At 67.9% G+C, this 23,387-nt stretch carries 22 protein-coding genes; 13 read left to right on the forward strand and 9 right to left on the reverse strand.

Annotated elements, in window-relative coordinates:
- Positions 1–2: 2 nt before the first annotated feature.
- The 9 genes from EI982_RS06555 to EI982_RS06595 all read left to right on the forward strand — a co-directional run bounded on the left by EI982_RS06555 (position 3) and on the right by EI982_RS06595 (position 9,258).
- Positions 3–1,229: a chemotaxis protein CheC gene (locus EI982_RS06555; RefSeq protein ID WP_157688754.1), complete on the forward strand. Its 1,227-nt coding sequence runs from the start codon at positions 3–5 to the stop codon at positions 1,227–1,229.
- A gap of 26 nt (positions 1,230–1,255) precedes the next feature.
- A complete protein-coding gene (locus EI982_RS06560) occupies positions 1,256–1,756 on the forward strand; it encodes a chemotaxis protein CheD (RefSeq protein ID WP_157688755.1) in 501 nt (166 codons plus the stop codon).
- Positions 1,757–1,874: 118 nt separating this feature from the next.
- Positions 1,875–3,323 carry a FlaD/FlaE family flagellar protein gene (locus tag EI982_RS06565; protein ID WP_157688757.1) on the forward strand — a complete coding sequence of 483 codons (1,449 nt, stop codon included), beginning with the start codon at positions 1,875–1,877 and terminating at the stop codon, positions 3,321–3,323.
- Positions 3,313–3,744, forward strand: a complete 432-nt coding sequence (locus tag EI982_RS06570; protein WP_157688759.1) for an archaellum stator protein ArlF — start codon at positions 3,313–3,315, stop codon at positions 3,742–3,744. The genes EI982_RS06565 and EI982_RS06570 overlap by 11 nt, the downstream gene beginning before the upstream one ends.
- Entirely contained in the window at positions 3,744–4,190 is a 447-nt protein-coding gene (locus EI982_RS06575; RefSeq protein WP_157688762.1) for an archaellum stator protein ArlG, read from the forward strand. The genes EI982_RS06570 and EI982_RS06575 overlap by 1 nt, the downstream gene beginning before the upstream one ends.
- Positions 4,187–4,945 carry an archaellum protein ArlH gene (locus tag EI982_RS06580; RefSeq protein WP_157688763.1) on the forward strand — a complete coding sequence of 253 codons (759 nt, stop codon included), beginning with the start codon at positions 4,187–4,189 and terminating at the stop codon, positions 4,943–4,945. The genes EI982_RS06575 and EI982_RS06580 overlap by 4 nt, the downstream gene beginning before the upstream one ends.
- Before the next feature lie 3 nt (positions 4,946–4,948).
- Complete coding sequence (locus tag EI982_RS06585; protein ID WP_157688764.1) at positions 4,949–6,622, forward strand: archaellum flagellar ATPase motor FlaI; 1,674 nt, start codon at positions 4,949–4,951, stop codon at positions 6,620–6,622.
- Positions 6,622–8,367, forward strand: a complete 1,746-nt coding sequence (gene flaJ / locus EI982_RS06590) for an archaellar assembly protein ArlJ/FlaJ (RefSeq protein WP_157688765.1) — start codon at positions 6,622–6,624, stop codon at positions 8,365–8,367. Before EI982_RS06585 ends, flaJ begins: the two co-directional genes overlap by 1 nt.
- Before the next feature lie 21 nt (positions 8,368–8,388).
- A complete protein-coding gene (locus EI982_RS06595) occupies positions 8,389–9,258 on the forward strand; it encodes a CheF family chemotaxis protein (RefSeq protein WP_157688766.1) in 870 nt (289 codons plus the stop codon).
- An 81-nt stretch (positions 9,259–9,339) separates the two neighbouring features.
- On the opposite strand, the gene EI982_RS06600 is transcribed toward EI982_RS06595, so the two are convergent.
- Genes EI982_RS06600 through cheB form a run of 5 tightly spaced genes read right to left on the reverse strand, consistent with a single transcriptional unit; the run spans position 9,340 to position 15,359 of the window.
- Complete coding sequence (locus EI982_RS06600; protein ID WP_157688767.1) at positions 9,340–10,206, reverse strand: CheF family chemotaxis protein; 867 nt, start codon at positions 10,204–10,206, stop codon at positions 9,340–9,342.
- Positions 10,207–11,424, reverse strand: a complete 1,218-nt coding sequence (locus tag EI982_RS06605; RefSeq protein WP_157688768.1) for a HEAT repeat domain-containing protein — start codon at positions 11,422–11,424, stop codon at positions 10,207–10,209.
- A 2-nt stretch (positions 11,425–11,426) separates the two neighbouring features.
- On the reverse strand, positions 11,427–12,242 hold the full coding sequence (locus EI982_RS06610; protein WP_157688769.1) for a CheR family methyltransferase: 816 nt from the start codon (positions 12,240–12,242) through the stop codon (positions 11,427–11,429).
- A gap of 4 nt (positions 12,243–12,246) precedes the next feature.
- Complete coding sequence (cheA, locus tag EI982_RS06615) at positions 12,247–14,274, reverse strand: chemotaxis protein CheA (protein ID WP_157688770.1); 2,028 nt, start codon at positions 14,272–14,274, stop codon at positions 12,247–12,249.
- The gene (cheB, locus tag EI982_RS06620) at positions 14,271–15,359 is read right to left on the reverse strand and encodes a chemotaxis-specific protein-glutamate methyltransferase CheB (protein ID WP_157688771.1); all 1,089 of its coding nucleotides are present in this window, start codon (positions 15,357–15,359) and stop codon (positions 14,271–14,273) included. Before cheB ends, cheA begins: the two co-directional genes overlap by 4 nt.
- Positions 15,360–15,607: 248 nt before the next feature.
- Between cheB and EI982_RS06625 the strand changes: the two genes are divergently transcribed.
- Both EI982_RS06625 and EI982_RS06630 read left to right on the forward strand, forming a co-directional pair.
- Complete coding sequence (locus EI982_RS06625; RefSeq protein WP_157688772.1) at positions 15,608–16,042, forward strand: chemotaxis protein CheW; 435 nt, start codon at positions 15,608–15,610, stop codon at positions 16,040–16,042.
- 246 nt (positions 16,043–16,288) lie between these two features.
- The gene (locus EI982_RS06630; RefSeq protein ID WP_157688773.1) at positions 16,289–16,888 is read left to right on the forward strand and encodes a response regulator transcription factor; all 600 of its coding nucleotides are present in this window, start codon (positions 16,289–16,291) and stop codon (positions 16,886–16,888) included.
- On the opposite strand, the gene EI982_RS06635 is transcribed toward EI982_RS06630, so the two are convergent.
- The gene (locus tag EI982_RS06635) at positions 16,885–17,313 is read right to left on the reverse strand and encodes a universal stress protein (RefSeq protein WP_157688774.1); all 429 of its coding nucleotides are present in this window, start codon (positions 17,311–17,313) and stop codon (positions 16,885–16,887) included. The genes EI982_RS06630 and EI982_RS06635 overlap by 4 nt on opposite strands.
- 117 nt (positions 17,314–17,430) lie before the next feature.
- On the opposite strand from EI982_RS06635, the gene EI982_RS06640 reads away from it, so the two are divergent.
- A complete protein-coding gene (locus EI982_RS06640) occupies positions 17,431–18,072 on the forward strand; it encodes a halocyanin domain-containing protein (RefSeq protein WP_157688775.1) in 642 nt (213 codons plus the stop codon).
- A 10-nt stretch (positions 18,073–18,082) separates the two neighbouring features.
- Here EI982_RS06640 and EI982_RS06645 read toward each other — a convergent pair whose 3' ends face one another.
- From EI982_RS06645 to EI982_RS06655, 3 genes are all read right to left on the reverse strand, one after another.
- Positions 18,083–20,335 (reverse strand): PAS domain S-box protein, encoded by a 2,253-nt coding sequence (locus EI982_RS06645; protein ID WP_157688776.1) that lies wholly within the window; start codon positions 20,333–20,335, stop codon positions 18,083–18,085.
- Positions 20,336–20,413: 78 nt separating this feature from the next.
- On the reverse strand, positions 20,414–22,024 hold the full coding sequence (locus EI982_RS06650) for a hypothetical protein (protein WP_157688777.1): 1,611 nt from the start codon (positions 22,022–22,024) through the stop codon (positions 20,414–20,416).
- Positions 22,021–22,800 (reverse strand): ABC transporter ATP-binding protein, encoded by a 780-nt coding sequence (locus tag EI982_RS06655; RefSeq protein ID WP_157688778.1) that lies wholly within the window; start codon positions 22,798–22,800, stop codon positions 22,021–22,023. The genes EI982_RS06650 and EI982_RS06655 overlap by 4 nt, the downstream gene beginning before the upstream one ends.
- 84 nt (positions 22,801–22,884) lie before the next feature.
- On the opposite strand from EI982_RS06655, the gene EI982_RS06660 reads away from it, so the two are divergent.
- Entirely contained in the window at positions 22,885–23,340 is a 456-nt protein-coding gene (locus tag EI982_RS06660; RefSeq protein ID WP_157688779.1) for a universal stress protein, read from the forward strand.
- The last annotated feature ends 47 nt before the right edge of the window (positions 23,341–23,387 follow it).

Below are 23,387 nucleotides of genomic sequence, written 5' to 3' on the forward strand. Positions count from 1 at the left end.
TCATGCGTGTCGATATCCAGTCGCTCGGCACGTACAACCGCCTCGCACAGGAGGGGGCGGAACACGCCGCGGCGTCGCTGACCCAGATGACGGGGATCGAGACGTACGTCGACGTGACCAACGTCACGCTGATGTCGAAACAGGACGTGGAGGACGTCTTCGGGGGAACGGAGTTCGTGGGCGTCCAGATCGGTCTCGGCGGCGGCCTGTCGGGGGAGACGGCGCTCGCCTTCGACCGCGAGAGCGCCGCGAGCATCGTCGACGTCCTGGTTCCGGGGGCGTCGGCCGGCGATGACGACGAGTTCGACGAGATGGCTCGGAGCGGGATCAACGAAATCGGCAACATCATGATGGGCGGGTTCGTCGACGGGTGGGCCGACTACCTCGGGACGAGCGTGGACATGAGCCCGCCGAACTACGTCGAGCGTGCGGGGACCGACGTGCTTCCGGACGGCGCCCTGGACCGGGCCGACGAGGAACACGTCTTCGTCTTCGAGAGCCAGATGACGGCCGTCGATCAGGAGATCGACGCCTACATCTACATGCTCCCGGAGTACGGCGCCTTCGCCGATATGCTCGCCGCCAGCGACGACCACGAGGACGCGATCCCGATGGACAAGCTGACCGTCTTCGACGAGATGACCCGACAGGGTGCCGAGCGGGCGGCCGAGAACGTCTCCTCGATGACCGGCATCGAGACGGACGTGGACGTGAGCCGGCTCAGCTTCGTCCCCATCGAGGACGTCCCCAACACGGCCAGAGACGAGGTGTACGTCGGGACGGTTATGGAGTTCAAGGGGACGCCGGGCGGATACCTCGCGATCCTCTTCGACGAGCCGTCGGCCCGCACCATCGTCGACGCGACGGTGCCGATGGAGCTCGACGAACCGCTCGGCGAGATGGGGGAAAGCGCCATCGAGGAACTCGGTAACATCATGACCAGCGGGTTCATCGACGGGTGGGCGAACGTCCTCCAGACGAGCATCGACCACACGCCCCCCGAACTGGTCCACGACATGGGGAGGGCCATCCTCAGCCCCATCGCCGGCCGCCTCGGCCGGTCCCAGGAGTACGCCTTCCTCATGGACTCGACGGTGGTCACCCCCGAAGGCGAGTTCAACTGCGAACTTTACGCCATCCCCGACGAGCGGAAACTCAAGGAGGCACTCGACTCGCTGCTGGTCGAGCGAAGCGACCAACTCGAAGCCGATCAAGAGTCGTTGTTCTGATATGAACCGGGGACGGGAACTCTGAGATGAAGACGTACGGCCGGGAAGCGGACTCGGGGAAGACCCGCCGACGCGTCGGCATCGCCGACTTCGCGGTCACCGGCGACGGCGCCGTGTTGACGACGAGCGGGCTCGGTTCCTGTCTCGGTGTCGGCCTCTTCGACGAGTCGGCAGGGGTCGCCGGCCTGGCACACACGATGTTACCGACCGCCCCCAGCGACGCGGACGAGGTCGCGAAGTTCGCCGACACGGGCATCGCCGCGGTGGTGGACGAGATGCGCCGAGAGGGAAGCTCCGTCGACGACATCACGGCCAAGCTGGCCGGCGGGAGCGCCATGTTCGAGTTCGACAGCCAGGAGCAATCCATCGGCGAGCGCAACGTCGCGGTGGGTCGAGCGACCCTCGAACGGCTCGGTATTCCCGTCGTCGCCGCGGACGTCGGCGGCGACTCGGGGCGGTCGCTGCGCTTCCGCGGCGATACCGGTGTCCTCGTGGTCAAAAGCGCCGGCGACGAGCGTCAGCTCTGACAGACGCGCGTCACACACGTATCAATATTGATAACTGAAGGGGAACGGTTAAAGTACGCGAGATCAATATATTACGCGTTAGAATGGGTTCGACGGCCCGGACCGCGGGAGGTGTCGGATGGAGCTCCTAGAGCGCTTCTTGGGCGGGGACGACGAGGCGCCCGAGAGCGACGGCGACGGCGACGACGACATGCTCTTCGAGGAGGAGGACGACGACCTCGGCGGGTTCGGCGACGACGAGTTCGGGGACGACAGCTTCGACGACGAACTCGGGTTCGAGGAGGGGGACGACGGCGGTGCCGCGACCGCCGAACTCGAGGGGCGGATCGACGAAATGGAAAACGAGGTCGCCAGCCTCTCCTCGACGGTGAGCACCATCCGGAGCGAGAACGAGGAGATCAGCAACACCGTCGAGGACGTCGAGGAGAACGTTCGCAAACTGCTCGACATCTACGAGATGGTCACCCGTGGCGTCAATCCGTTCGTCGACGACGCCCAGGGTGGCGGCGGCTTCGACGGCGGGGGCGGCGGGTCCCTCGGACTGTTCGACGATGGCGACGACGAGGAAGAGGAGGATCTAGACGACGACATCGCCGGTGCCGACGCGGAGGAGTTCTTCGACGACGACTTCCTCGACGAGGACGAAGGCGACTTCGACGACGACTTCGAGCAACCGACCGACGACGCGCCGACCACCGAGACAACCATGGCCGAGGATTCCGACGACTCCGACGACGACTCCGGCAAATCGTTCGAGGAACTGAAAGACGAATACGAGAGCGGCGACGCCGAGTGGGCGGACGACGAGCCGACGAACGGGGACGCGGACGACGCCTTCGACGAGGAGCCGACGAACGGGGACGCGGACGACGCCTTCGACGAGGAGTTCGCCGAGGAGCCGACGAACGGGGACGCGGACGACGGTTTCGACGTGGACGACGACTTCGGCGACGTCGGCGAGGACTTCGGTGACGACGCCGACTTCGGCGGCGTGGACGAGGACTTCGGCAGGGAGGGTGACGGGGAACCGATGGCGGAGCCCGAACCGGAGCCGGATCCGGAGCCGACTGAGACGTCGCCGGACGCTCCGGACGACGAACCGACCGGCGAGGTCGACGCCCAAGCCGCCGAGCGGGCGGCCGAGGCGGCGGCGAACGCCGACGGCGCCGGTGACCTCCAGTTCGCCGCCAACACGCTGATGAACGGCTCGGAAGCGGCGGTCACGAAGCCCTACCTCGATGGGTTGCCACCGGGCTACGTGAGCGACCTGCTCGTGATGGAGTGGCTCGAATACCTCGTCGAGGAGGGCGGCGTGGCGGACGCCGCACGGGCCGTGGAGTATTACCGGCGGATTCAGTGGGTCGGCGAGGACGCGGCCGACGACCTGCACGATTTCCTCGACGGGTTCGGAGACGTCGACGACGAGGTGACGGGGGCGCCGTCGGAGCTTTCCATCGACCACCACGTGGCCAGCCTCCGATACATCAGCCGGCTCACCGGCTCCACGGCGGATTCGATCGTGTTCGAGTGCTGGAGCGGCGGCGGGGGTGTTCCGTTTGGGCTTTAGCGTCAGTGGGTCGGCGGCCATCGTGTTCGTCGGCATCTTCCTCGCCTTCTCGACGGCTTACACGGCGTCGGCCAACGGCTTCGAGCGCGTGAGCGACGCCCGAACGGACGTCGCCGACGAGGCGCTCGAACGCCAGAACACGGCCCTCGACATCGCGAACGTCACGTACGACGCCGGCAACGGGACGTTGATCGTCGACGTCGACAACGAGGGCTCGACGGAACTTTCGGTCGGGGCCGTCGACCTCTTGGTGGACAACGACTACCGGGACAACTTCACGGCCCGGAGCGTCGACGGCGACGCGTCGACGGACCTGTGGCTGCCGGGCGAACGACTCCACCTCGAAGTGTCGCTTTCCGACCGACCGACCCGGATCAAGGTCGTCACCGGTCCGGGTGTGGCCGACGTGGAGGTGCTCTGATGGCGAGCGTTTCGGCCTCGCATCTGATCCTGTTCATCGCGAGTATGGTCATCGCCGCCGGCGTGGCCGGAACGTTCACCCAAGGCATCTCCCGACTCAGCCAGGGCATCGACGATCAGAGCCTCGAGGTCTCCGAGGAGGTGCGGACGGACATCGAGATCATCAGCGACGCCGGCAGCCCCGTCTACAACAACTCCACGAACACCGTGACGCTGCTGGTGAAAAACACCGGGACGGCGGACATCCCCGCCGACAGCCAGTTCATCGAGATACTGGTCGACGGCCAATACCGCACGAACGTCACGGTGACGGTCGTCGACGGCGAGGAGTGGCGACCGAACAACGTCGTTCGCCTCGAGATCGGCGGGGCGGACCTGTCGAGCGGCGACCATCGCGCGAAGATCATCGTCAACGGCGACGAGGAGGTGTTTGCCTTCCGCGTATGAGTCAGACAGGATCGAACTTACTCTCGCTCGGACTGGAGGATCACGACCGCCTCAACAAGGAACTCGGCGGCGGCATCCCACGGGGGAGCATCGTCCTCGCCGAGGGCGACTACGGGGCGGGCAAGAGCGCCCTCTCCCAGCGGTTCACGTACGGGTTCTGCGAGGAGGGACACTCGGTGACCTTCCTCTCGACGGAGCTGACGGTCCGGGGGTTCATCGACCAGATGCACTCGCTGTCCTACGACATGGTCGATCACCTGCTGGACGAGAACGTCCTCTTTCTCCACGCCGACTTCGACACCGGCGGTCGCCTCTCGGACGAGGGGGAGGGCGAGCGGAAGGAACTGCTCAAGCGCCTGATGAACGCCGAGACGATGTGGGACTCGGACGTGATCGTGATCGACACGTTCGACGCCATCCTCCGCAACGACCCGAAGTTCGAGGCGCTGGTCAGGCAAAACGAGGAGCGACAGGCGGCCCTGGAGATCATCGGGTTCTTCCGCGACGTGATCTCCCAGGGAAAGGTCATCGTCCTGACCGTCGACCCGTCGACGGTCGACGAGGAGGCGATCGGTCCGTTCCGCTCCATCGCCGACGTCTTCCTCGAACTGGAGATGGTGGAGGTCGGCAACGACGTCCGCCGTCAGATCGCGGTCAAACGGTTCGCCGGCATGGGACAGCAGGTCGGAGACAGCATCGGGTACTCCGTCCGCTCCGGGACGGGAATCGTCATCGAGAGCCGGAGCGTCGCCTGAACCATGACTGAACTCGGAACCGCCACCCCATCGGACGAACTCAAACAGATCGCGGCCCAGCGGCCCCACCTCCGCGATCACCTGAAGAAGTTCAAGCAGATCACCGGCGAGTTCCCGCTACTCATCGACGAGCCGTCGGGGGAGTACGAGACCAGCCGTCCGAACGTCCTCTATCCCATCGGGGGGCCGATCTACTGTCACATCTACGGCGACCTGGGTCAGGATATGAAGTATTACGCCATCGAGCCCTCCCTCTCGGGCGAGGAGCGGAGCCTGTTCGGGAAGATCCGGGACGAGTTGCTGGACCGCAGCGTCAGCAAGGCCGTCCCGGAGGAGGAGTCGGAGTACGACGACCGGATCGAGGAGTTGCTCCAGGAGACGACGACCATCGACCGGGACCGGAGCGGCCTCCGCTACTGGATCGACCGCCTCAAACGGTTCCTCGGCCTCGGCGACTACCGCGTCAGCGAGCAGACCTACGAGAACATCCGCTACCGGCTCAACCGCGACATCGTCGGGCTGGGACCGCTCGAACCGGTGATGCGCGACCCGGCCAACGAGGACATCCACGTCATCGGCCCCCACCAGTGTTACGTCGACCACGGCACGTACGGCCTGATCGAGACCACCGTCGACTTCGGCACGCCGGAGCAGTTCGACTCCTGGATCCGGAGTATGGGCGAGCGCATCGGCGACCCCGTCTCGGACTCGAACCCCATCGTCGACTCGACGCTCCCCGACGGCTCCCGCCTGAACGTCATCTACTCCGACGACGTGAGCGTCCAGGGGCCGAGCCTCACCATCCGCCAGGGCGACGAGACGCCGCTCTCGATCAACCAGATCACCAAGTGGGGGACGCTCTCGCCGAAGCTCGTCGCCTACCTCTGGCTCTGTCTGGAGAACGAACAGACGGTGTTCGTCGTCGGCGAGACGGCGTCGGGGAAGACGACGACGCTCAACACGATCATGTCGTTCATCCCCCGCGACTCGAAGATCTACACCGCGGAGGACACCGCCGAGGTGCTCCCGCCACACGACACGTGGCAACAGCTCCTCACCCGCGAGGGCGGCGGCGAGGAGGACTCGGACGTGGACATGTTCGACCTCGTCGCCGCGGCGTTGCGATCCCGTCCCGACTACATCATCGTGGGCGAGGTCCGTGGGGAGGAGGGGCGGATGGCGTTCCAGGCCGCCCAGACCGGGCACCCGGTCATGCTGACCTTCCACGCCTCCGACATCGTCTCGATGATCCAGCGGTTCACCGGCGATCCGATCAACGTCCCCGAGCCGTTCATGGACAACGCCGACGTGGCGCTGTTCCAGAACCGCGTCAAGCAGGGTGACGACGTGTTGCGCCGGGTGACGAGCGTCCAGGAGATCGAGGGCTACTCCAAGGAGATGGACGGGGTCGTCACCCGCCAGGTGTTCAGCTGGGACCCCGTCGAGGACGAAATCGTCTTCCAAGGGATGAACAACTCCTACGTGCTCGAAGAGCAGATCGCGACCCTGCTCGGCTACGCCGACACCCGGGAGATCTACGACGACCTCGACTTCCGGGCGCGACTGATCGAGCGCATGATCGAGGAGAACATCCTCGGCTACCACGAGGTCAACGAGGCCATCGAGTCGTTCCAGCGTGACGGCGTCGAGGGACTCCCCTTCGATATCCACCGATAATGGCATCCGAACCAGCCGCGACGAACGACACGGAGATCACCGCCTCCGAGACGCTCGCGTCCATCGTCGACGCCTACCACCGGATGGACATGGAGCTGTCGCGGTACCTCCTGTTCATCGTGCTCCCGTCGGCGCTGTTTTTTCTCGGCACCGTCGCCGTCGCCGTCTTCGTCGAGTTGCCGCTGTCGGTGCGGCTCCCCGTGCCCCTCCTCGGCGGCCTCGTCCTCGTGGCGGCCGTCGCCTACCCGAAACTGCTCGTCAGTCAGGAGCGCGTCGAGATGGAGAACCAGTACCACCTCATGATGACACACATGACGGTGCTGTCGACGACGAACATCGACCGCATGGAGGTGTTCCGCAAACTGGCCGAGGAGGAGGAGTACGGCGCGCTGGCGACCGAGGTCGGCCGGGTGGTCGAACTCGTCGACACGTGGAACCAGAGCCTCGACGACGCCTGCCGGCGACGGGCGCGGCAGATCCCCAGCGATCCGCTCGCGGACTTCTTCGAACGGCTCGCCTACACCGTCAACGCCGGCCAGGAACTCAGCGAGTTCCTCCTCAGCGAACAGCAGGTGATGATCCAGAACTACGTGACGATGTACGAGAGCACCCTCGACAACTTGGAGGTCATGAAGGACCTCTACATGTCGATGGTGCTCTCGATGACCTTCGCGCTCGTGTTCGCCATCGTCCTGCCCATCCTCACGGGGACGAACCCGACGATGACCGTCGGTGCCGTCATCGTGCTCTACGCGTTCATCCAGATCGGCTTCTTCCTCGTCATCCGGACGATGTCGCCGTACGACCCGATCTGGTACTACCCCGACGAGATCCGCCCGGACGGCGAGTGGTCGATGATCGCCAGCCTCGCCGCCGGCGGACTGCTCTCGGTGGTGCTGATCGCCCTCGTCGCGGGTGACCTGTTCCGGATCGGGCCGGGAATAACCGACCTGCTCCCCGTGGCGTCCCTGCCGCGACCCATCTACATGGCCATCCCGGTCACGCCACTCGCCATTCCGGGGGTCGTGTTCCGGATCCAGGAGGAGCGGATCAAGGCCCGCGACGACGAGTTCCCGAGTTTCATCCGGGCGCTCGGGGCGAGCGAGACGGCGAAACAGTCCACCACCACGGCCGTGCTCAAGACCCTCCGGAAGAAGGACTTCGGGCCGCTCACCGGCGACGTCGACGACCTGTTCAAGCGGCTGAACATGCGGCTGGAACCCGACCGAGCCTGGGAGTATTTCACCGCCAACACGCGCTCGTACCTCATCCAGAAGTTCAGCGAGATGTATCTCGTCGGCAGACAGATGGGGGGCGAACCCAAACAGCTCGGCGAACTCATCAGCGAGAACATGAACCACGTCAACCAGCTCCGACAACAGCGCCAACAGGCCACGGTCACGATGATCGGCCTGTTGTACGGGATCACCGCGGCCTCCTCCTTCGCCTTCTTCATCGGGTTCAAAATCGTCGACATCCTCGCCGGCATGTCGCTCGATCTCTCCACCTCCTCGCAGTTCAGCGCCGCCCAGCTCATCCACACCGAGGTGTACGACCTCCCGGTCATCCAGTTCCTGCTACTCGGGGTCGTGATGATCAACGCCGTGCTCTCCGCGCTCATCATCCGCACCGTCGACGGTGGGCACAAGGCCAACGCGCTCCTACATTTCGTCATGCTCACCTGGATCGGCTGTCTCGTCGCCGTCTTGACCATGTCCGTCGTGGGGGGACTCCTGGATGTGTGACCGACCGTCGGAGGTGGCGGCGTGAGCGAACGCGTCATCGCCGACTTCGTCGGCCGGTTCTACCTGACGGACATGGACCGGAGCGAACCGGTCCGGGGCCGGATCATGCTGAGCCCCAAACGGCTCGTCCTGGCCGGCGAGGACGACAAGGTGACCATCCCCATGGGAGCGATGTTCGACGTGTCAGTGGGGCACGTCCCGCCCGAGATGCGGGGGTTCTTCAGCGACACCGTCACCATCGCCTACAACACGGACAGCGGCCGTCGGATGGCCGTCGTCGAGGGCGACGGGGACACCATCGAGAAGTTCGCCACCGTCCTCTTCAAGGCCCACCTGAACGGCCGGGAAGTGACGGTCGAACATCCCGCCCGGCGCGGCGGACGGGTCGTCGATTCGCCGGCCAAACAGGCGCGACTCACCGTCAACGACGGGACGCTCAGCTTCGACAGCGGCGACGGCTCGTTCACCATCGACCTGGCGACGGTGACGAACTTCGAGAAGGAGCGCCGGACGCTCGGCGGCGAGTCGCGGCCGGCGCTGTCGGTCAGCCACGTGCCGCGCACCACCTCGCTCGTCTCCGTGGTCGCGCTCTCCTCCGATCGGGTGATGAACCTCCTCGGCCGCTACCTCCGGCTGGAGTACAGCGACATCGTCGAGTCGCTCTCGGACGTGTCGCTCTCCGACGAGGAGGTGCAGGTGTTGCTCGCCATCTACTCGGCGGGCGAGGGCGTCGACCCGCTGGAGGTGGTCGCCGCCGACGCGAGCCAGACGACGATGGTCCTCAACGGCCTCCGGGAGAAAGAACTCGTCGTCGACGGCGACGAGGGGACCGAACTGACGCCCAAGGGGCGGGTCGTCGTGAACAGCCGGCTGGAAGAGGTCAACAACTGATAGGAATTATCGGAAGTCATCATAGGTTCTCGCCGGGTCGTCCCGGCGAGAACCTATGGACAGTTACGATAACCCCTATGACTACTGGTCGTTCATCGCCTCGCTGGCGATGTTGCGGCCGCGGGCGTTGAGCGCGACCTCCCGTCGGGTGCGGATCTCCTCGATCACCTCGAGTTCGATCAGGCGGTCGAACACCTCCTCGACCTCGTCGACGTCCATACCGAGGAAGTCGGGGATCTCGAACGGTGAGACGCCTGAGTAAAGCGCCATCAACACCTCGTTCTGTCGCTCGGTGAGGTCGACGCCGATCTCGCTCCGGCTCTCCCCTTTCCGCAGGAGCGTCTCGAGGATCGAACACCGGCGGGTGGTGCCGGAGATGTACGTCTGGACGCTCGTGCCCTCCTGACTGTGTTCGACCTCCAGCACCCGACGGTCCTCGCCCTTGACCGACCGCTCGTTGGCCTCCATCGAGCCGATGTCGTCGAGGTCGATTTCGACGAACGAGCCGTCGGCGATGGCGATGTCGACCGAACCCTCGCCGATCTTCAGGCGCGCTTTCTCCCACTCGACGTCCGTGACCACGCCGCCCTCGACCGCGGGGTGGCGCGCGAGGACGACCGTCCGGTCGAGCAGCGCACGATAGAGCATGCGCTCGAACGACTCGGGATCCTCGGCGGAGACGAGCAACACGTCGCCGGTCGAAAGCTGGAGGCTGACGTAGCCGGAGACCTTCGCGACGAGCTGATTCACGTCGTTACGGCCTTCGAGGCTCCGAATCTGCTTCAGCGGGATCGTCCGCTTACCGTCCGATCGGGCCAGGATCAGCCGCTTGTTCGAGAGGAGGATGCGACCGCCGGTCCACTCCGCGTCGTTCAGTTCCCGGCCGTCCTTGACGACCATCGTGAACTTCCCGCGCGTGTCGACGATCTTTCGCTCCCCTTCGCTCATTCAGCGTCGCCCTCCGAGTTTGGACAGCGCCGAGAAGACCTGTTTGCGGACCTCCTCGTCGTCGCTCCGGTCGAGCAGCGCCTCGAGTTCGTCGCGGGCGCGTTCGCCGCCGACCTTCCCGAGGACGAACACCGCCTTCGATCGGGCGGCGTCGGCCACCTCGCCGTCTTCGAGCAGGTCGAGGAGCGCGTCCTCGACGCTCCGGCCGCCCAGTTCGACGAGGCTGGTCGCGGCGAACTGGGCGGTCGTCCCGTCGTCGGCGTCGAGGGCGTCGACCAGGGCCTCGACTGCGTCGGCGCGGCCCGTCTCGTCGGCCACGCGCCCGAGGAGCCACGCTGCGTTCCGCCGCTCGCGTGGCTGGTCGCTCTCCGTGAGGAGTTCGACGAGCGGGTTGACGACGCTCCGATCGGCCGATTCGAGGCGGTCGACGACCGTCTCACGGATGCGGTGGCTCTGCTCGGTCGGGGCCGCCGCGAGCAGTTCGATGATCGAGAAGACCGCCGCCCGCCGAACCACGCCGACGTCGTCGTCCAGCGCCGAGATCAGCGGGTCGATGGCCTCCGGCCCCTGGTAGCCACCGAGGGCCATGACCGCCGCGTACCGCACCTCCTCGTTCTCGTCCGTGGTGGCGTCGAGCAGGGGCGAGAGGGCCCGTTCGGTGCCGATGGCCGCCAGGGCGTCGGCCGCCTCGCGGCGCACGCGGCTCGCGGGGTCGTCGAGCCGTGCGGCCAACGCGTCGGCCGCCCGCTCGTCGCCGACGCTCCCGCAGGCCCGCGCCACGCGGGCCCGCACCCCAGGGTTCGGGTCGTCGAGCGTGTCGACCAGCGCCGGGAGCGTCCCGGGGTCGGCGAGGCGCCGGAGCGCGTTCGCCGCCGCCATCCGGAGCTCCGGGCGGTCGGCCGACAGCGTCTCGACGAACGCCTCGGCGCGCACCCAGTCGGCGCCACCGTCGGTGTCGACGCCGGCCATCTCGGCGATCAGTCGCTCGATGGCGTCGGGCCCGATGGCGTCGAGGGCGTCGATGGCGGCCCCCCGGACGTCCTCGTCGTCGTCCGTCCGGGCGGCGTTCACCAGCGCGTCGACGGCCTGCGGTTCGTCGCCGACGACGTCGCCCAGTATCTCCGCGGCCCGCGTCCGGATCGTCGGGGAGTCGCTGAGCTTGAGGTGATCGAGCAGGGAGTCGACGTCCTCGTCCTTTTCGAGCTGGTAGAGAGACATTGTCAGGTCCGTCGATACACCCGTCTTCGTTTGTCCACCGTTTCGACCTGCGGTCGGCTCTCGCGCGGCAGCGTCTCGGTCATCCCGATGACGAGGTAGCCGCCGTCGCGAAGCGACGAGAGCACGGTGTCCACGACCGCACGTTTGGATTCCGCGTTGATATAGATGAGGAGGTTCCGACAGAGTACGAGGTCGACGTTCCGTTTCGGTTCGTCGGCGATCAGGTCGTGTTGCTCGAAGGTGACGAGGTCTTTCACCTCGTCGCGGACGGCGAACTGGTCGCCGTCGCGGTCGACGTAGGACGCGGCGTCGTCGAGCGGTTCGAGCTCCTCGGCCACGTCGCGGGTCTTGGTGGTCTGATAGATCCCCTCACGGGCCCGCTCCAGCACGTCGGCGTTGATGTCGCTCCCGACGATGTCCAGGCGCCGGGTCGACACCTCGTCGTCGTCGAGCGCGAGCATCGCGACCGAGTAGGGCTCGCGGCCGTCCGAGCAGGGCGCGCTCCAGACGGTCGCCCGGCCGCGGCCGCTCGTCACCTCGCGGAGCACCTCCCGGATCGGTTCCCAGGCCTCCGGGTTGCGGTAGAAGCTGGTCACGTTGATGCTCAGCGAGTCGAGCAGCGCCGTCGGTTCCTCCGGGTCGGACCGCACGAGGTCCAGGTAGGCGTCGTAGGAGTCGACGTCCCGGCGCCGCATGCGCGCCGAGATCCGCCGGTCCAGGTACGACTCGTTGTAGTAGGAAGACTCGAAGTCCAGCTGTCGCTCCAGATGCGCGAGGAGACGCTCGAAGGCCTCGCTGTCCGCGGAGTTCGAACTCATCGGCTTACAGCGTCACCACGTCGAGGATGGGGACGATGTTGCCGTCGCCGAGGACCGCCGTCCCGCTGAGCCCCGGAATCCCGCTGAGGACCCCTTCGAGCGGTTTGACGACTACCTCCTCCTGTTTGTTCACGGCGTCACAACGAAGCGCGGCGCGGCGCTCCGACTTCCGGATGCGGAGCAACATGCCGTCGCCGTTTTTCGTCTCGCCGGGGACGGCGAGTTCGTCCGCCAGGTCGACCACCGGGTAGATGTCGTCGTCGTGTTCGATCATCGGCTCCTCGTTGATCGTCTTGACCGTGGGCACCCGGCTCACCTCGTCGATGTTCTTGATGGGGATGCCGTACTCCTCGTCGCCGACCTCGACGAACAGCACCTTGACGATGGCGACGGTTACCGGGAGCCGGAGGGTGACGGTCGTCCCCTCGCCGTACTCGCTCTCGACGTTCACCGAGCCGTCGAGCTGCTTGACCGTGCTGTGGACCACGTCCATGCCGACGCCACGGCCGCTCACGTCCGTCACCTCGTCGGCGGTGGAGAACCCGGGGTGGAAGACCAAGTCGTACACCTCCGAATCCTCCATCGAATCGAGCTCCGCCTCCGAGCGGACGCCCTTCTCCAGGGCCTTCTCCCGGAGTTCGTCCACGTCCAGCCCGCGGCCGTCGTCCTCGACGGTGATGGTGACGTGGTCGCGCTCGCGACTCGCCCGGAGTTCGATGGCGCCCTCGCGGTCCTTGCCCGCCCGCTCGCGCTCCGCGGGCGGTTCGATGCCGTGGTCGACGGCGTTCCGGAGGATGTGCATCAGCGGATCGCTGATCTCCGTGAGGATCGTCCGGTCGAGTTCGATGTCCTGTCCCTCCATCCGGAAGTCGATCTCCTTCTCCTGTTCGCGGGCCAGGTCACGGACCAGGCGCGGGAACTTGCTGATCACCTTCCGCATCGGGATCAGCCGCATATCCATCACCGTGTTCTGGAGGTTGCCGGTGATCTTGTCGAGTTCGCCGAGCGTGTCCGTCGCGCTCCCCACGTCGCCGTCGTCGACGGCACGCCGGAGCTTGATCCGGCTGGTGACGAGCTGTTCGACCAGCCCGTGCAGGTCGTCCAGCTGGTCCACATCGACGCGAACGGAACTGATCTCGCGGGAGGAGCCGTTGGCGCTTCCCGCGTCGCCGTCGGCCGCCTCGTCGCCCGCGTCGTCGTCCGTACCGTCGTCGTCGGCCGCGTCGTCGTCCGTACCGTCGTCGTCGGCCGCGTCGTCGTCCGTACCGTCGTCGTCGGCCGCGTCGTCGTCCGTACCGTCGTCGTCGGCCGTCTCGGTCCCCGCCTGTACGATCTCGGCGTCCTCGATGGCCGAGACCCGGTCGAGCGTCGAGCGCAGTTCGTCGGCGGTCGTCGAGGCGACGACGAGGTCGAACCCTCCCTCGTACTCGCCGTCCTCGATGGCCTCGGTCCCGGGCGTCGTCGACACCAGATCGAACTCCTCACGGACGGCTTCGAGGACGAGCATCCCGTCGACGCCTTCCATCTCCGACTCGCCGACCTCGATGCGGACGTCGAACGTGTCGACCTGGTCGGCGTCCCCGTCCGCGGCGTCCCCGCCGTCGGCATCGTCTTCCCCGCCGGCGTCGTCCCCGGCGTCGCCACTCCCGGCGGCCCCCTCCTCGAGGACGGTCCGGATGTCGTCCTCTAGGTCCGCCGTCTCGACGTCGACGGTGCCGTCCTCGTCGATGGATTCGACGGCGAGTTCGAGTCGGTCGACGCCGGCGAACACCAGGTCCATCACCTCGGGAGTCACCTCCATCGCGCCCTCGCGGAGCTCGTCGAGGAGGTCCTCGATGGCGTGGGCCAGGTCGCTGGCGTCGTCGTAGCCCATCGCCCCGAAGTTCCCCTTCAGGGTGTGGGCGGTCCGGAAGATGTCGTCCATCGCTTCCTGGTCGTCCGGATCGGACTCCAGTGCCAGCAGCGAGTTGTTCAGGTCGGTCAACTGCTCTTCGCTCTCGTGGACGAACGCCTGGACGTACTCTTCTGTCATGGGTTAACCTCCAGCTTGACGGCATCGAGGATTCCGCCGGGAATCTCTCCGGCGGCCAACACGTCGTCGACACAGCCACGCTCGATTGCCCGCTTGGGCATCCCGAACACCGCCGAGGATGCCTCGTCCTGGGCGATGACGCGGCCGCCGGCGTCGTGGATGGCCTGCACGCCGGCGGCACCGTCGGCGCCCATGCCCGTGAGGACGACGCCGACTAGCGATTCGTCGACGGCGTCGGCCGCGGAGCGCATCGTCACGTCGGCGGCCGGCCGGACGCCGTGTTCCGGCGGGTCCTCGGTCAGGCGGGTGCGCAGTCGGCCGCCGCCGGCCCCCGCGACGACGAGGTGTTTGCCGCCGGGTGCCACGAGCACTTCGCCGCCTCCGATCCGATCCCCGCCGGTGGCTTCGGAGACGTCGTACTCGCTCGCGGCGTCGAGTCGGTCGGCGAACCGCGAGGTGAACGCGTCGGGCATGTGCTGGACGACGAGCACCCGCAGGTCGGCGTCCCGGGGCAGCGATCCGACCACGCCCTCGACGACTGTCGGGCCGCCAGTCGAGGAGGCGATGACCACGGTGCCGCCCTCCCCGAACTCCCGGTCCGCGGTGGCGACGCCGCCGTCGTCGCTCGCTCCGGTGGTCGTCCCCGACACCGTCGTCGGCCCGGATCGCCCGCCGCCGACGTCGGCCTCGGCCACGGCTTTCACCTTGCGGACCAACTGCTCTTCCTTGCCCGACATCCGGGTGCTCACCTCGCCGCCCGGCTTGGTGAAGAAGTCGACCGCGCCCTTCTCCAGCGCCTCGAAGGTCACGTCGGCGCCGTCGGCCGTGTGTGCGCTCAGCATGAGGATCGGCGTCGGGCGCTCGGCCATGATGCGCTCGACGGCCTCCAGTCCGTCGACTTCGGGCATCTGGAGGTCCATCGTCACCACGTCGGGACCGTGGTCGCGGACGGCGGCCACGGCCTCGGCACCGTTGGCGGCGGTGTCGACGACGGTCAGCCCGCCGTCCTCGAGCATGTCGGACAGCAGGGTGCGCATGAAGTGGGAATCGTCGACGACGACGGCCCGTGGGTTCGCGCCGCTCATCGTCGTCCGACCCCTCCGTCGAGCCGTCCGCACGCCGGAGCCGACGACCGCAACCCGGTGTCTTCCGGGGGGAGTTGTCCGATCATTCGTTGCCCGACCTTTCCACAGCGACGAGATAAATACACCGGCACGGTTATCACGCAGGATAATTCGACCAGTACGTTTAACCGGAGATTTCCCGACCGTACGAGTATGGAGAGACGCGACGGAACCGGGGCCGTCGACCAGGACGGGCCGGAGGCGAACCCATGAGCGAGACGGCGACCCGGTCGCGAACGGTACAGCTTCTGGAGTTCGAACTCGGGAGCGAGACCTACTGCGTCGACATCGGCCACGTCGCCGAGATCGTGGACGTGAACGATCTCACGGTTATCCCGAATTCGGCGAGCCACGTGGAGGGCGTGATGGACCTCCGGGGAAACACGACGACCATCGTCGACCCGAAGGTCGTGTTCGGCATCGACGACGACGGGGCCCGCAAGCGGATCATCGTCTTCGACCCCGAACGGACGGCCGACGGGAAGTCGGTCGGCTGGATCGTCGACGAAGTCGACCAAGTGGTCGAAGTCGCCCGAAACGACATCGAATCCGCACCCGGTGATCAGGACGAGGCGGTCAGGGGCGTGATCAAGCGCGACGGGGACTTCGTCATCTGGGTCCGCCCGACCGTCGTCGATGCGTAGCGCCGTCCCGGGCCGGCCGGCGGCCCCGAAATCGGAATCAGCGGAGATAATTCGGCCAATAGGTACTTGTACGCCCAGTCGGACCGGTATGACGAAGACCCGCGGACCGAACGTCCGGCACCCGACCGCCGGCGTCGTGCCCACGGCCTGCGGCAACGATGGACGGTCCGAACCGGCGGGGTGGACGGCGTCTCGCGACACCGTCTCCGGTCGACCGTGTGACCCCCGACATCAAGGAGTACGAACATGACAGCCGAACTCTCGGACGCGACGGTGCTCATCGTAGACGACGAGCAGTCTCTGGCGGACCTATACGCCTACTGGGTCGACGAGTTCGCCGAGGCGCGGACGGCCTACGACGGCGACGAGGCATTGGAGCAACTCGACGACGACGTCGACGTGATGTTGCTCGACCGCCGGATGCCCGGGCGCTCGGGCGACGCGGTCGTCGAGGCGGTGACCGAACGAGGGTACGACGTCCGGATCGTCATGGTGACGGCGGTCGATCCGGGATTCGAGATCGTCGACATGGAGATCGACGACTACCTCGTGAAACCCGTCGACCAGCCACAAATCATGGAGACCGTCGAACGGATGGTCGTCCGGAACTCCTACGACGATCAGCTCCAGCGCAAGTTCCAGCTCGTCGAGAAGAAAGTGACACTCGAAGCGGCGAAGACGCCCCACGAACTCGACGAGAGCGAGGAGTACCAGAAGCTGGTTCGGCAACTCGACACCATCGAGCGCGAACTCGACTCGGCCGTCGAGGAGTTCGACGACACCGACTTCACGGTCGCGTTCAGGGACCTCCCGGGCGGCGGCGCGGTGGACTCGACCGAAGGTTAGCGGACGACCGTCACCGGGACGGGCGACCGGCGGACGACCGACTCCGCGACGCTCCCGAGCAGGACCCGTGTGACGCCCTCGCGGCCGTGACTGCCGATGACGATGCCGTCGATCTCGTTGTTCTCCGCCCACTCGACGATCGCCCGCGAGGGCATCCCGATCACCGTCTCCGTCGCCAACTCGATCCCCCGTTCGGACGCCGTCTCGCGCGCCGCCTCGAGGACCGCCTCGGTCCGCTCCTCGGCGGTCCGTTGCAGATGTTCGAAGGTGCTCGGCGCCGCCTCGACCGACCCGTACCCCACGTCCGTGGGGTCGGTGACCGAGAGGGCGGTGATGTCGGCGTCGGGATACTCCTCCAGCGCGAACTCGAGTGCGGTGTCGGCGGGGTCCGAGCCGTCGACCGGAACGAGCAGTCGTTTCGTCATGGGAAGGAGTCCGCACGAGGACACCGTAAGCGTGGGGGTCCGCTCCCGGCCGTCGAGAACCCGACGGGTCCGACCGGGATAGTCAGGTTTTCGTAGGATGGGTCGCTACCCTCCGGTATGGGTAGCCAACGTTCCGCCTCGCGGCGCGGGTTTCTGACCGCCGTCGTGGGCGCCGCGGCGACGGCGACCGCCGCCGGAACCGCGACGGCACAGCCGTCGTTCGACGGGTGGATGAGCGACGTGGGCAACTACAGCGAGGTGGCCGACGCGACCGGCCAGGACGAGGTGACGATCACGGTCGGCGCCGAGGGCAACGGCGGGGCCTTCGCCTTCGGACCGCCCGCCGTGCAGATCGACCCCGGGACGACCGTCGTCTGGGAGTGGAACGGCGAAGGCGGCCAGCACAACGTCGTCGCCGAGGAAGGCGGCGACTTCGAGAGCGAACTCACCGCCGAAGCCGGCACCACCTTCGAACAGACGTTCGAAGAGGAGGGCGTCGTGAAGTACTTCTGTCAGCCCCACCGGGCGCTCGGCATGAAAGGCGTCGTCGTCGTCGGGTCGATGCCCGACTCCGGCGGTGGCGGAGGCGGCGGTGGCGGCGGCGGAGGCGGCGGTGGCGGCGCCACCGGTCCCGCCGTCCCCGACAGCGCCAAGGCCCTGGTCGTGGCGCTGACGAGCGGACTGGTCTCCGTGCTCGCACTCGCGTACTTCTTCATCAGGTACGGGGGCGACTACGGCGAGGAGTTCGAGACGGCCTGATCGACCACCCCTACTCGACGCCTTCGACGCCGGTGATCTCGAAGCGCGCACCGCCCTCCGAACCGGACGTGACCCGTATCTCCCAGTCGTGCGCTTCGATCACGTCCTGGACGATGGAGAGCCCGAGCCCCGTCCCTCCCTGGTCCGTGGAGTACCCGGACTCGAAGATCCGTTCCCGGTCCGCCGTCGGGATGCCCGACCCGTCGTCGGCGACGTAGAACCCGTCGGGTAACTCGCCGACGGTGACCGTCAGGTCCGGGTCGGCGGTCGCGCCGTCGCCCCGCTCGGAGGAGCCGTGCTCGACGGAGTTACGAAACAGGTTCTCGAAGACCTGTTCTAGGCGACTCCCGTCGGCCCGGATCGTTCCGTCGACCTCGCGCCGCAGGGTCGCGCCGTCGGTCGCCACGTTCCGCCAGGCGCGGTCGACCGTCGACGACAGCGACACCGGCGACGGGTCGACGTCGTGCCGGCCGGTGAGCGTCAGCAGGTCGTCGATCAGGCGGTTCATGCGGTCGAGCGCGTCCAACGCGCCGTCGAGGTCGTCGTGGTCGCAGTCACACGCCCTGCGTACCGCCTCGATCCGACCGGCGGCGACGTTGAGCGGGTTCCGAAGGTCGTGTGAGACGACGCTCGCTATCCCCTCCATGCGGTCGCGCTGCCGTCGCAGTTCCTCCTCGCGGGCCACCCGCTCGCTGATATCACGGGCGGTCGACAGGATCGCCTCGTCGCCCCGGTAGGGGATCAGCGTGGAGTTGACCGCGACGGGGATCCGGTCGCCGGCCTTCGTCTCGTGGACGGTGTCGAACCGGAGCGATCCGTCGTCCGAGAGGGCGTCGAAGCGGTCGTCCTCGTCGTCCGGATCCAGGTTCGGGTCGATGTCGATCGGCTTCATCGACAGGAGTTCCTCGCGGTCGTAGCCCAGTCGGTCGACGGCGATGTCGCTGACGATCCGGAAGGTGTCGCCGGGTTCGCGGACGAAGACGGCGTCGGGGAACCCCTCGAACAGTTCGCGGTATTCGGTTCGCGACCGTTCGAGTTCGCGCTGGTGGCGGCGCTGTTCGGTCACATCGAGGAGGGTCCCCATGATCGCCGGCTCGCCTCGGTAGTCGATGCGCCCGCCGTGGACCTCGAACTCGATTTCGGAGCCGTCCTTCCGCTCGCCCCGGAGCGTGTACCGCAGGTCGTCGACGTCGCCGGACTCCCGGCGTTCGAGGTTCCGACGGAGTTTCTCCCGGTCCGCCTCGATCACCACGTCGGACGGCGTCAGCTCCGTCAGCAACTCCTCCTGAGTGTAGCCGAACATCGCGGCGAGACGCGGGTTGACGTACTCGAACTCGCCGTCCTGGATGAGGTAGACGCCGACGAGGTTCTGTTCGACCAGTCGCCGGTACTTCGCCTCGGACTCCGACAGCTCCGCGCGGATGCGCAGGCGTTCGAGCGCGCTCGCCACGTCCTCGCCCAGCTCCGCGAGGAAGTCGAGTTCGAACCCGTCGATGGCGTCCGGGGCCGCCGCACCGGCCACGAGGAGGCCGTACCGGTCCTCGTCGACGTCGAGGGGGACGGCGGCGACCGTCTCCGGGTCGGAACGGTCGGGATCGGTCGCGACCGCCGGCTCGCGGGTCGTCGCCGCCCGATGGACCGGCTCGCGGCGGTGGTCGACGGCGTCGACCGGCTCGCCGACCGCCGTCCGGACCGTCGTCGACCCCTCGGCGACGTCGACCGAGCCGATCCACGCCACGGTGTAGGGATCGGTCGCGACGAGCCGGTCACAGACCGCCCGCTCCGCGGCCGCCTGGTCGTCGGCTCGGACCAGCGCCCCGTTCACGTCGCGCGCGAGGTCGCGGAGGGCTTCGAGCCGCGCGGCCCGCCGACTGCTCCGGCGTTTCGCCACCGCCTGTGCCACCCGGTTGGCGAGTAGGGCGTAGTTGTCGGCGGCCGTCCCTTTCCGCACGTAGTCGGTCGCTCCCGCGGAGATGGCCTCGCTCGCTATCTCCTCGCTTCCCTTGCCGGTAAAGAGGACGAAGGGGAGGTCGGGCCACCGCTCCCGGACCGCCCGGAGGACGTCGAGGCCGTCCATCCCCGGCATGCCGTAATCACAGACGAGACAGTCGACGGGTTCCGCCTCGACCCGGTCGACGACCGCCGAGGGGTCCGTCTCGGTCGAGACGTCGAACCGGTCGTCCTCGCGCGCCAGCAACTCCGCGGCGACCGACGCGAGGTCCGACGAGTCGTCGACGAGTAGAACCCGGATCGTCTCCGTCATTGGCCTTTCCGTCGGGATATCAGTAATCGGTGCTATTGACCCTTTGGGCCATGGTACCACTGAACGATACGGTAGGCCTCAGAGGGTGTATCCGCGGTACCGGTTCCGCGCGTACCGGTAGGAGAGGACCGACGGCACGCCCGTCAGGAGGGCGAGCACCCCGCCCCCGCCCAGGAGGAGCGGCGAGGGTACTCCGGCCGCGAGGCCGGCCCCGACCAGCACCAGCCACGTCGACGTCCCGCCGAGGACGACGAGGGAGTAGCCGAGCAACACGAGCGTCGACGGGGCGACCGTTTCGGCACCCCACAGCTCCCGCGCCTCGTAGATGGGGTACGCACAGCCGAGGCCGACGGCGAGCCCCGCGGCGGCGGGCGCGAGGATCAGGCCGAGGGCCGCGTATCCGAGGGCGACGGTCGGTGGCGTCCCGAGGGCGACGGTACCGAGGGGGAGACCGACGGCGACGGGCAGGCCGACGGCGAGCCCGGCCGCGGTTCGACCACGGAGGAGGGTTCGTGGCGGCGTCTCGACGAGCAGCAGTAGCGGGAGTTGCGGGCGGTCGTCACCCAGGGGGTTCAGGCCGAACGTCGCGCCCGCGAGGTAGACGCCGACGGCCGTCCCCGTGCCCGCGAGCAGCGACGCGAGGGCGCCGCCGTCGTGGCCGCTGACCAGCGACCCCAGCGCCGGCCCGGCGAGGAAGACGAGCATGAGCAGGTGCGAGAACTCCTGTGGATGTCGGACTGCACGCAGGAGGTGACCCCAGGCGATCCGCCCTGCCGGCCGCCAGGCGAACGGCCGCGGCGGGGCGAACCCCCCGCGGGTGCCGGCGGCCGTCGCCGACGCCGCGGAGCCGCGGTCGTCGTCCCCGAACCAGAGCGCGCGGGCGCTTCGCTCGGCGGCCGCGAGGCCGACGGGCGTCGCCGCGAGCAACCCGACGAGGACGGCGACGGCCGCCGGCGACACCCCGCCGGCAAGCGGCGTGCCGACGAACGCGAGCGTGAGGTAGTCGGTCAGGACGGGAACCGAGAGGCGGTCCAGGAGGGTGGCGACCGAGACGTCGCCCTCGACGACGGAGTGAGCGGCGACCTGCGAGAGGACGAAGAGGCCGACGACCCCGACGACTGCGCCCGCTTTCAGCAGGCGCCTGAGCGTCGGCATCCGCCGGAGGACGCGGAGCCCCGTGATCCCCAGCGCGTATCCACAGACCGCGGTACAGGCGAGCAAGGGGAGAAAGACGGCGCCGACGGTCAAGGGGAGCGTCGGCGCGCCCAGTCCGGCGGCGAACGCCACCACCAGCGCCGCGATGGGAAGGCCGAACCAGAGCGTCAGACGGCCGATTTCGGCGACGACGAGGCCGATCACCACCGCTCGCGGCTGGACCGTCGTCAGGAGGAGGTCCTCGGCCTCGGCGCCGCCGAGACGCTCCATCGTTCGCAGCGTCGAAAGCGCCAGGAATCCGACGGGAAGGAGGGTCGCCACGGGGTCGAGATACGGCACCGCGGCCGCGGTTCGCACGCTCCGGCCGAGCGCGTAGGCGGCCGGCAGGGCGAAGACGAGTTGGCCGCCGAAAAACAGGACGGCCACGGCGAGACCGAGGAGCCGCCGGGCATCCCGCGTGTATCCGCGCACGGAGCGGACGAACTCCGCGCGCCCGATGCGACGGCCGTGACGGAGGTCACGGCGGTGGCTCATCCGTCGCCCTCGCCGTCGTCACCGGTGACGGCGAGGAAAGCGTCCTCCAGGGTCCCCGACCCGACGGCCCCGGCGGCCGCGCGGTCGGTCAGGTCGGCCGGCGGGCCCTCGGCGACGAGTCGCCCCTCGTAGAGGACGCCCACCGTGTCGGCCACTGCCTCGACCACGGGGAGGATATGCGTCGAGAGGAAGACGGTCGTCCCGTCGTCGGCGAAGTCGGTGATCGACTCGCGGATCCGGCGCGCCGCCCGTGGATCGAGGCCGCTGGTCGGTTCGTCCAGGAAGAGCACGTCCGGGTCGTGGAGGACGCTCTGGACGAACGCCGTCTTCCGTTTCATCCCCTTGGAGTAGGAGCCGATCCGTTTCGCGGCGTCGTCACGCAACTCGAAGCGGTCGAGGTAGGCGTCGATCCGCTCGTCGGCCGTCGACGGCGGGATGTCCCGGAGGTCGGCGACGTAGTCGAGTTGCTCGCGCCCGCTGAACTCCTCGTGGAGCGGCGGCGTCTCAGGGAGGTAGCCGATGTGAGAGACCAGCCCGCGGCGGTCGGTGACGGACGTCCCTCGGACGCGGGCCTCGCCGTCGGTGGGCCTCGCGAGACCGGTCAACAGCCGCATCGTCGTCGTCTTCCCGGCCCCGTTTGGGCCGAGAAAGCCGTAGACGGTGCCGGCGGGGATGGACAGCGACACGCCGTCGACGGCGAGTTCGTCGCCGTAGCGTTTCCGGAGGTCGGTCGCCTCGACGGCCGCCGGATCGTCGGCAGCGGGGGTGGAGGGCATCGTCCGTACCACCGGTCGAAGCGCCCCTATACGTTACGCCGCGGACACCGTACACTCAAGCCCCCTGCGGTCGGAGTGACGGCCGTGTACGAACGAGTGCTCGTCCCCACGGACGGAAGCGACGCCGCGGCGGCCGCCGCCGACCACGCGGTCGGGATCGCACGGACCTACGGGGCGACCGTGCACGCCCTCTACGTCGTCGACGTGCGGATGAGTCCGATCGACGCCGACGTGGACCGCGAAGCGGCGCGCGACCTGGTCGAGGCGTCGGACCGACGACCGCTCGACTCGGTCCGTGCCCGGGCGTCGGCCGCGGACGTGCCCGTTGTCGAGGCGATTCGGGTCGGCGTCCCCCACGAAGCGATCGGTACCTACGTCGACGAACACGACGTCGACCTCGTCGTGATGGGGACCCACGGTCGGACCGGACTGAAACGCGGCCTCCTCGGGAGCGTCACCGAGCGGGTCCTCCGGCGTTCCGACGTGCCGGTCATGACCGTCCGGGAGCGCGGGGACGACGGCGACGGGGGCGAGGAGTAGGGAGCGTCGTGAGACGGCGACTGGACGGTGACACGGTCGTCGTCCGG

The sequence above is a fragment of the Haloplanus salinarum genome (assembly GCF_009762275.1).
In the GTDB taxonomy this organism is placed as follows: Archaea; Halobacteriota; Halobacteria; order Halobacteriales; family Haloferacaceae; genus Haloplanus; species Haloplanus salinarum.

Bases quoted from the DNA above. Each gene is read 5' to 3' on its own strand.
- EI982_RS06585 (WP_157688764.1), top strand. From the start codon at position 4,949: ATGACTGAACTCGGAACCGCCACCCCATCGGACGAACTCAAACAGATC.
- EI982_RS06650 (WP_157688777.1), bottom strand. From the start codon at position 22,024: ATGAGCCACCGCCGTGACCTCCGTCACGGCCGTCGCATCGGGCGCGCG.
- EI982_RS06575 (WP_157688762.1), top strand. From the start codon at position 3,744: ATGGCGAGCGTTTCGGCCTCGCATCTGATCCTGTTCATCGCGAGTATG.
- EI982_RS06560 (WP_157688755.1), top strand. From the start codon at position 1,256: ATGAAGACGTACGGCCGGGAAGCGGACTCGGGGAAGACCCGCCGACGC.
- EI982_RS06630 (WP_157688773.1), top strand. From the start codon at position 16,289: ATGACAGCCGAACTCTCGGACGCGACGGTGCTCATCGTAGACGACGAG.
- EI982_RS06580 (WP_157688763.1), top strand. From the start codon at position 4,187: ATGAGTCAGACAGGATCGAACTTACTCTCGCTCGGACTGGAGGATCAC.
- flaJ (WP_157688765.1), top strand. From the start codon at position 6,622: ATGGCATCCGAACCAGCCGCGACGAACGACACGGAGATCACCGCCTCC.
- EI982_RS06640 (WP_157688775.1), top strand. From the start codon at position 17,431: ATGGGTAGCCAACGTTCCGCCTCGCGGCGCGGGTTTCTGACCGCCGTC.
- EI982_RS06655 (WP_157688778.1), bottom strand. From the start codon at position 22,800: ATGCCCTCCACCCCCGCTGCCGACGATCCGGCGGCCGTCGAGGCGACC.
- EI982_RS06635 (WP_157688774.1), bottom strand. From the start codon at position 17,313: ATGACGAAACGACTGCTCGTTCCGGTCGACGGCTCGGACCCCGCCGAC.
- EI982_RS06625 (WP_157688772.1), top strand. From the start codon at position 15,608: ATGAGCGAGACGGCGACCCGGTCGCGAACGGTACAGCTTCTGGAGTTC.
- EI982_RS06610 (WP_157688769.1), bottom strand. From the start codon at position 12,242: ATGAGTTCGAACTCCGCGGACAGCGAGGCCTTCGAGCGTCTCCTCGCG.
- EI982_RS06645 (WP_157688776.1), bottom strand. From the start codon at position 20,335: ATGACGGAGACGATCCGGGTTCTACTCGTCGACGACTCGTCGGACCTC.
- EI982_RS06555 (WP_157688754.1), top strand. From the start codon at position 3: ATGCGTGTCGATATCCAGTCGCTCGGCACGTACAACCGCCTCGCACAG.
- cheB (WP_157688771.1), bottom strand. From the start codon at position 15,359: ATGAGCGGCGCGAACCCACGGGCCGTCGTCGTCGACGATTCCCACTTC.
- EI982_RS06565 (WP_157688757.1), top strand. From the start codon at position 1,875: ATGGAGCTCCTAGAGCGCTTCTTGGGCGGGGACGACGAGGCGCCCGAG.
- EI982_RS06605 (WP_157688768.1), bottom strand. From the start codon at position 11,424: ATGTCTCTCTACCAGCTCGAAAAGGACGAGGACGTCGACTCCCTGCTC.
- EI982_RS06600 (WP_157688767.1), bottom strand. From the start codon at position 10,206: ATGAGCGAAGGGGAGCGAAAGATCGTCGACACGCGCGGGAAGTTCACG.
- cheA (WP_157688770.1), bottom strand. From the start codon at position 14,274: ATGACAGAAGAGTACGTCCAGGCGTTCGTCCACGAGAGCGAAGAGCAG.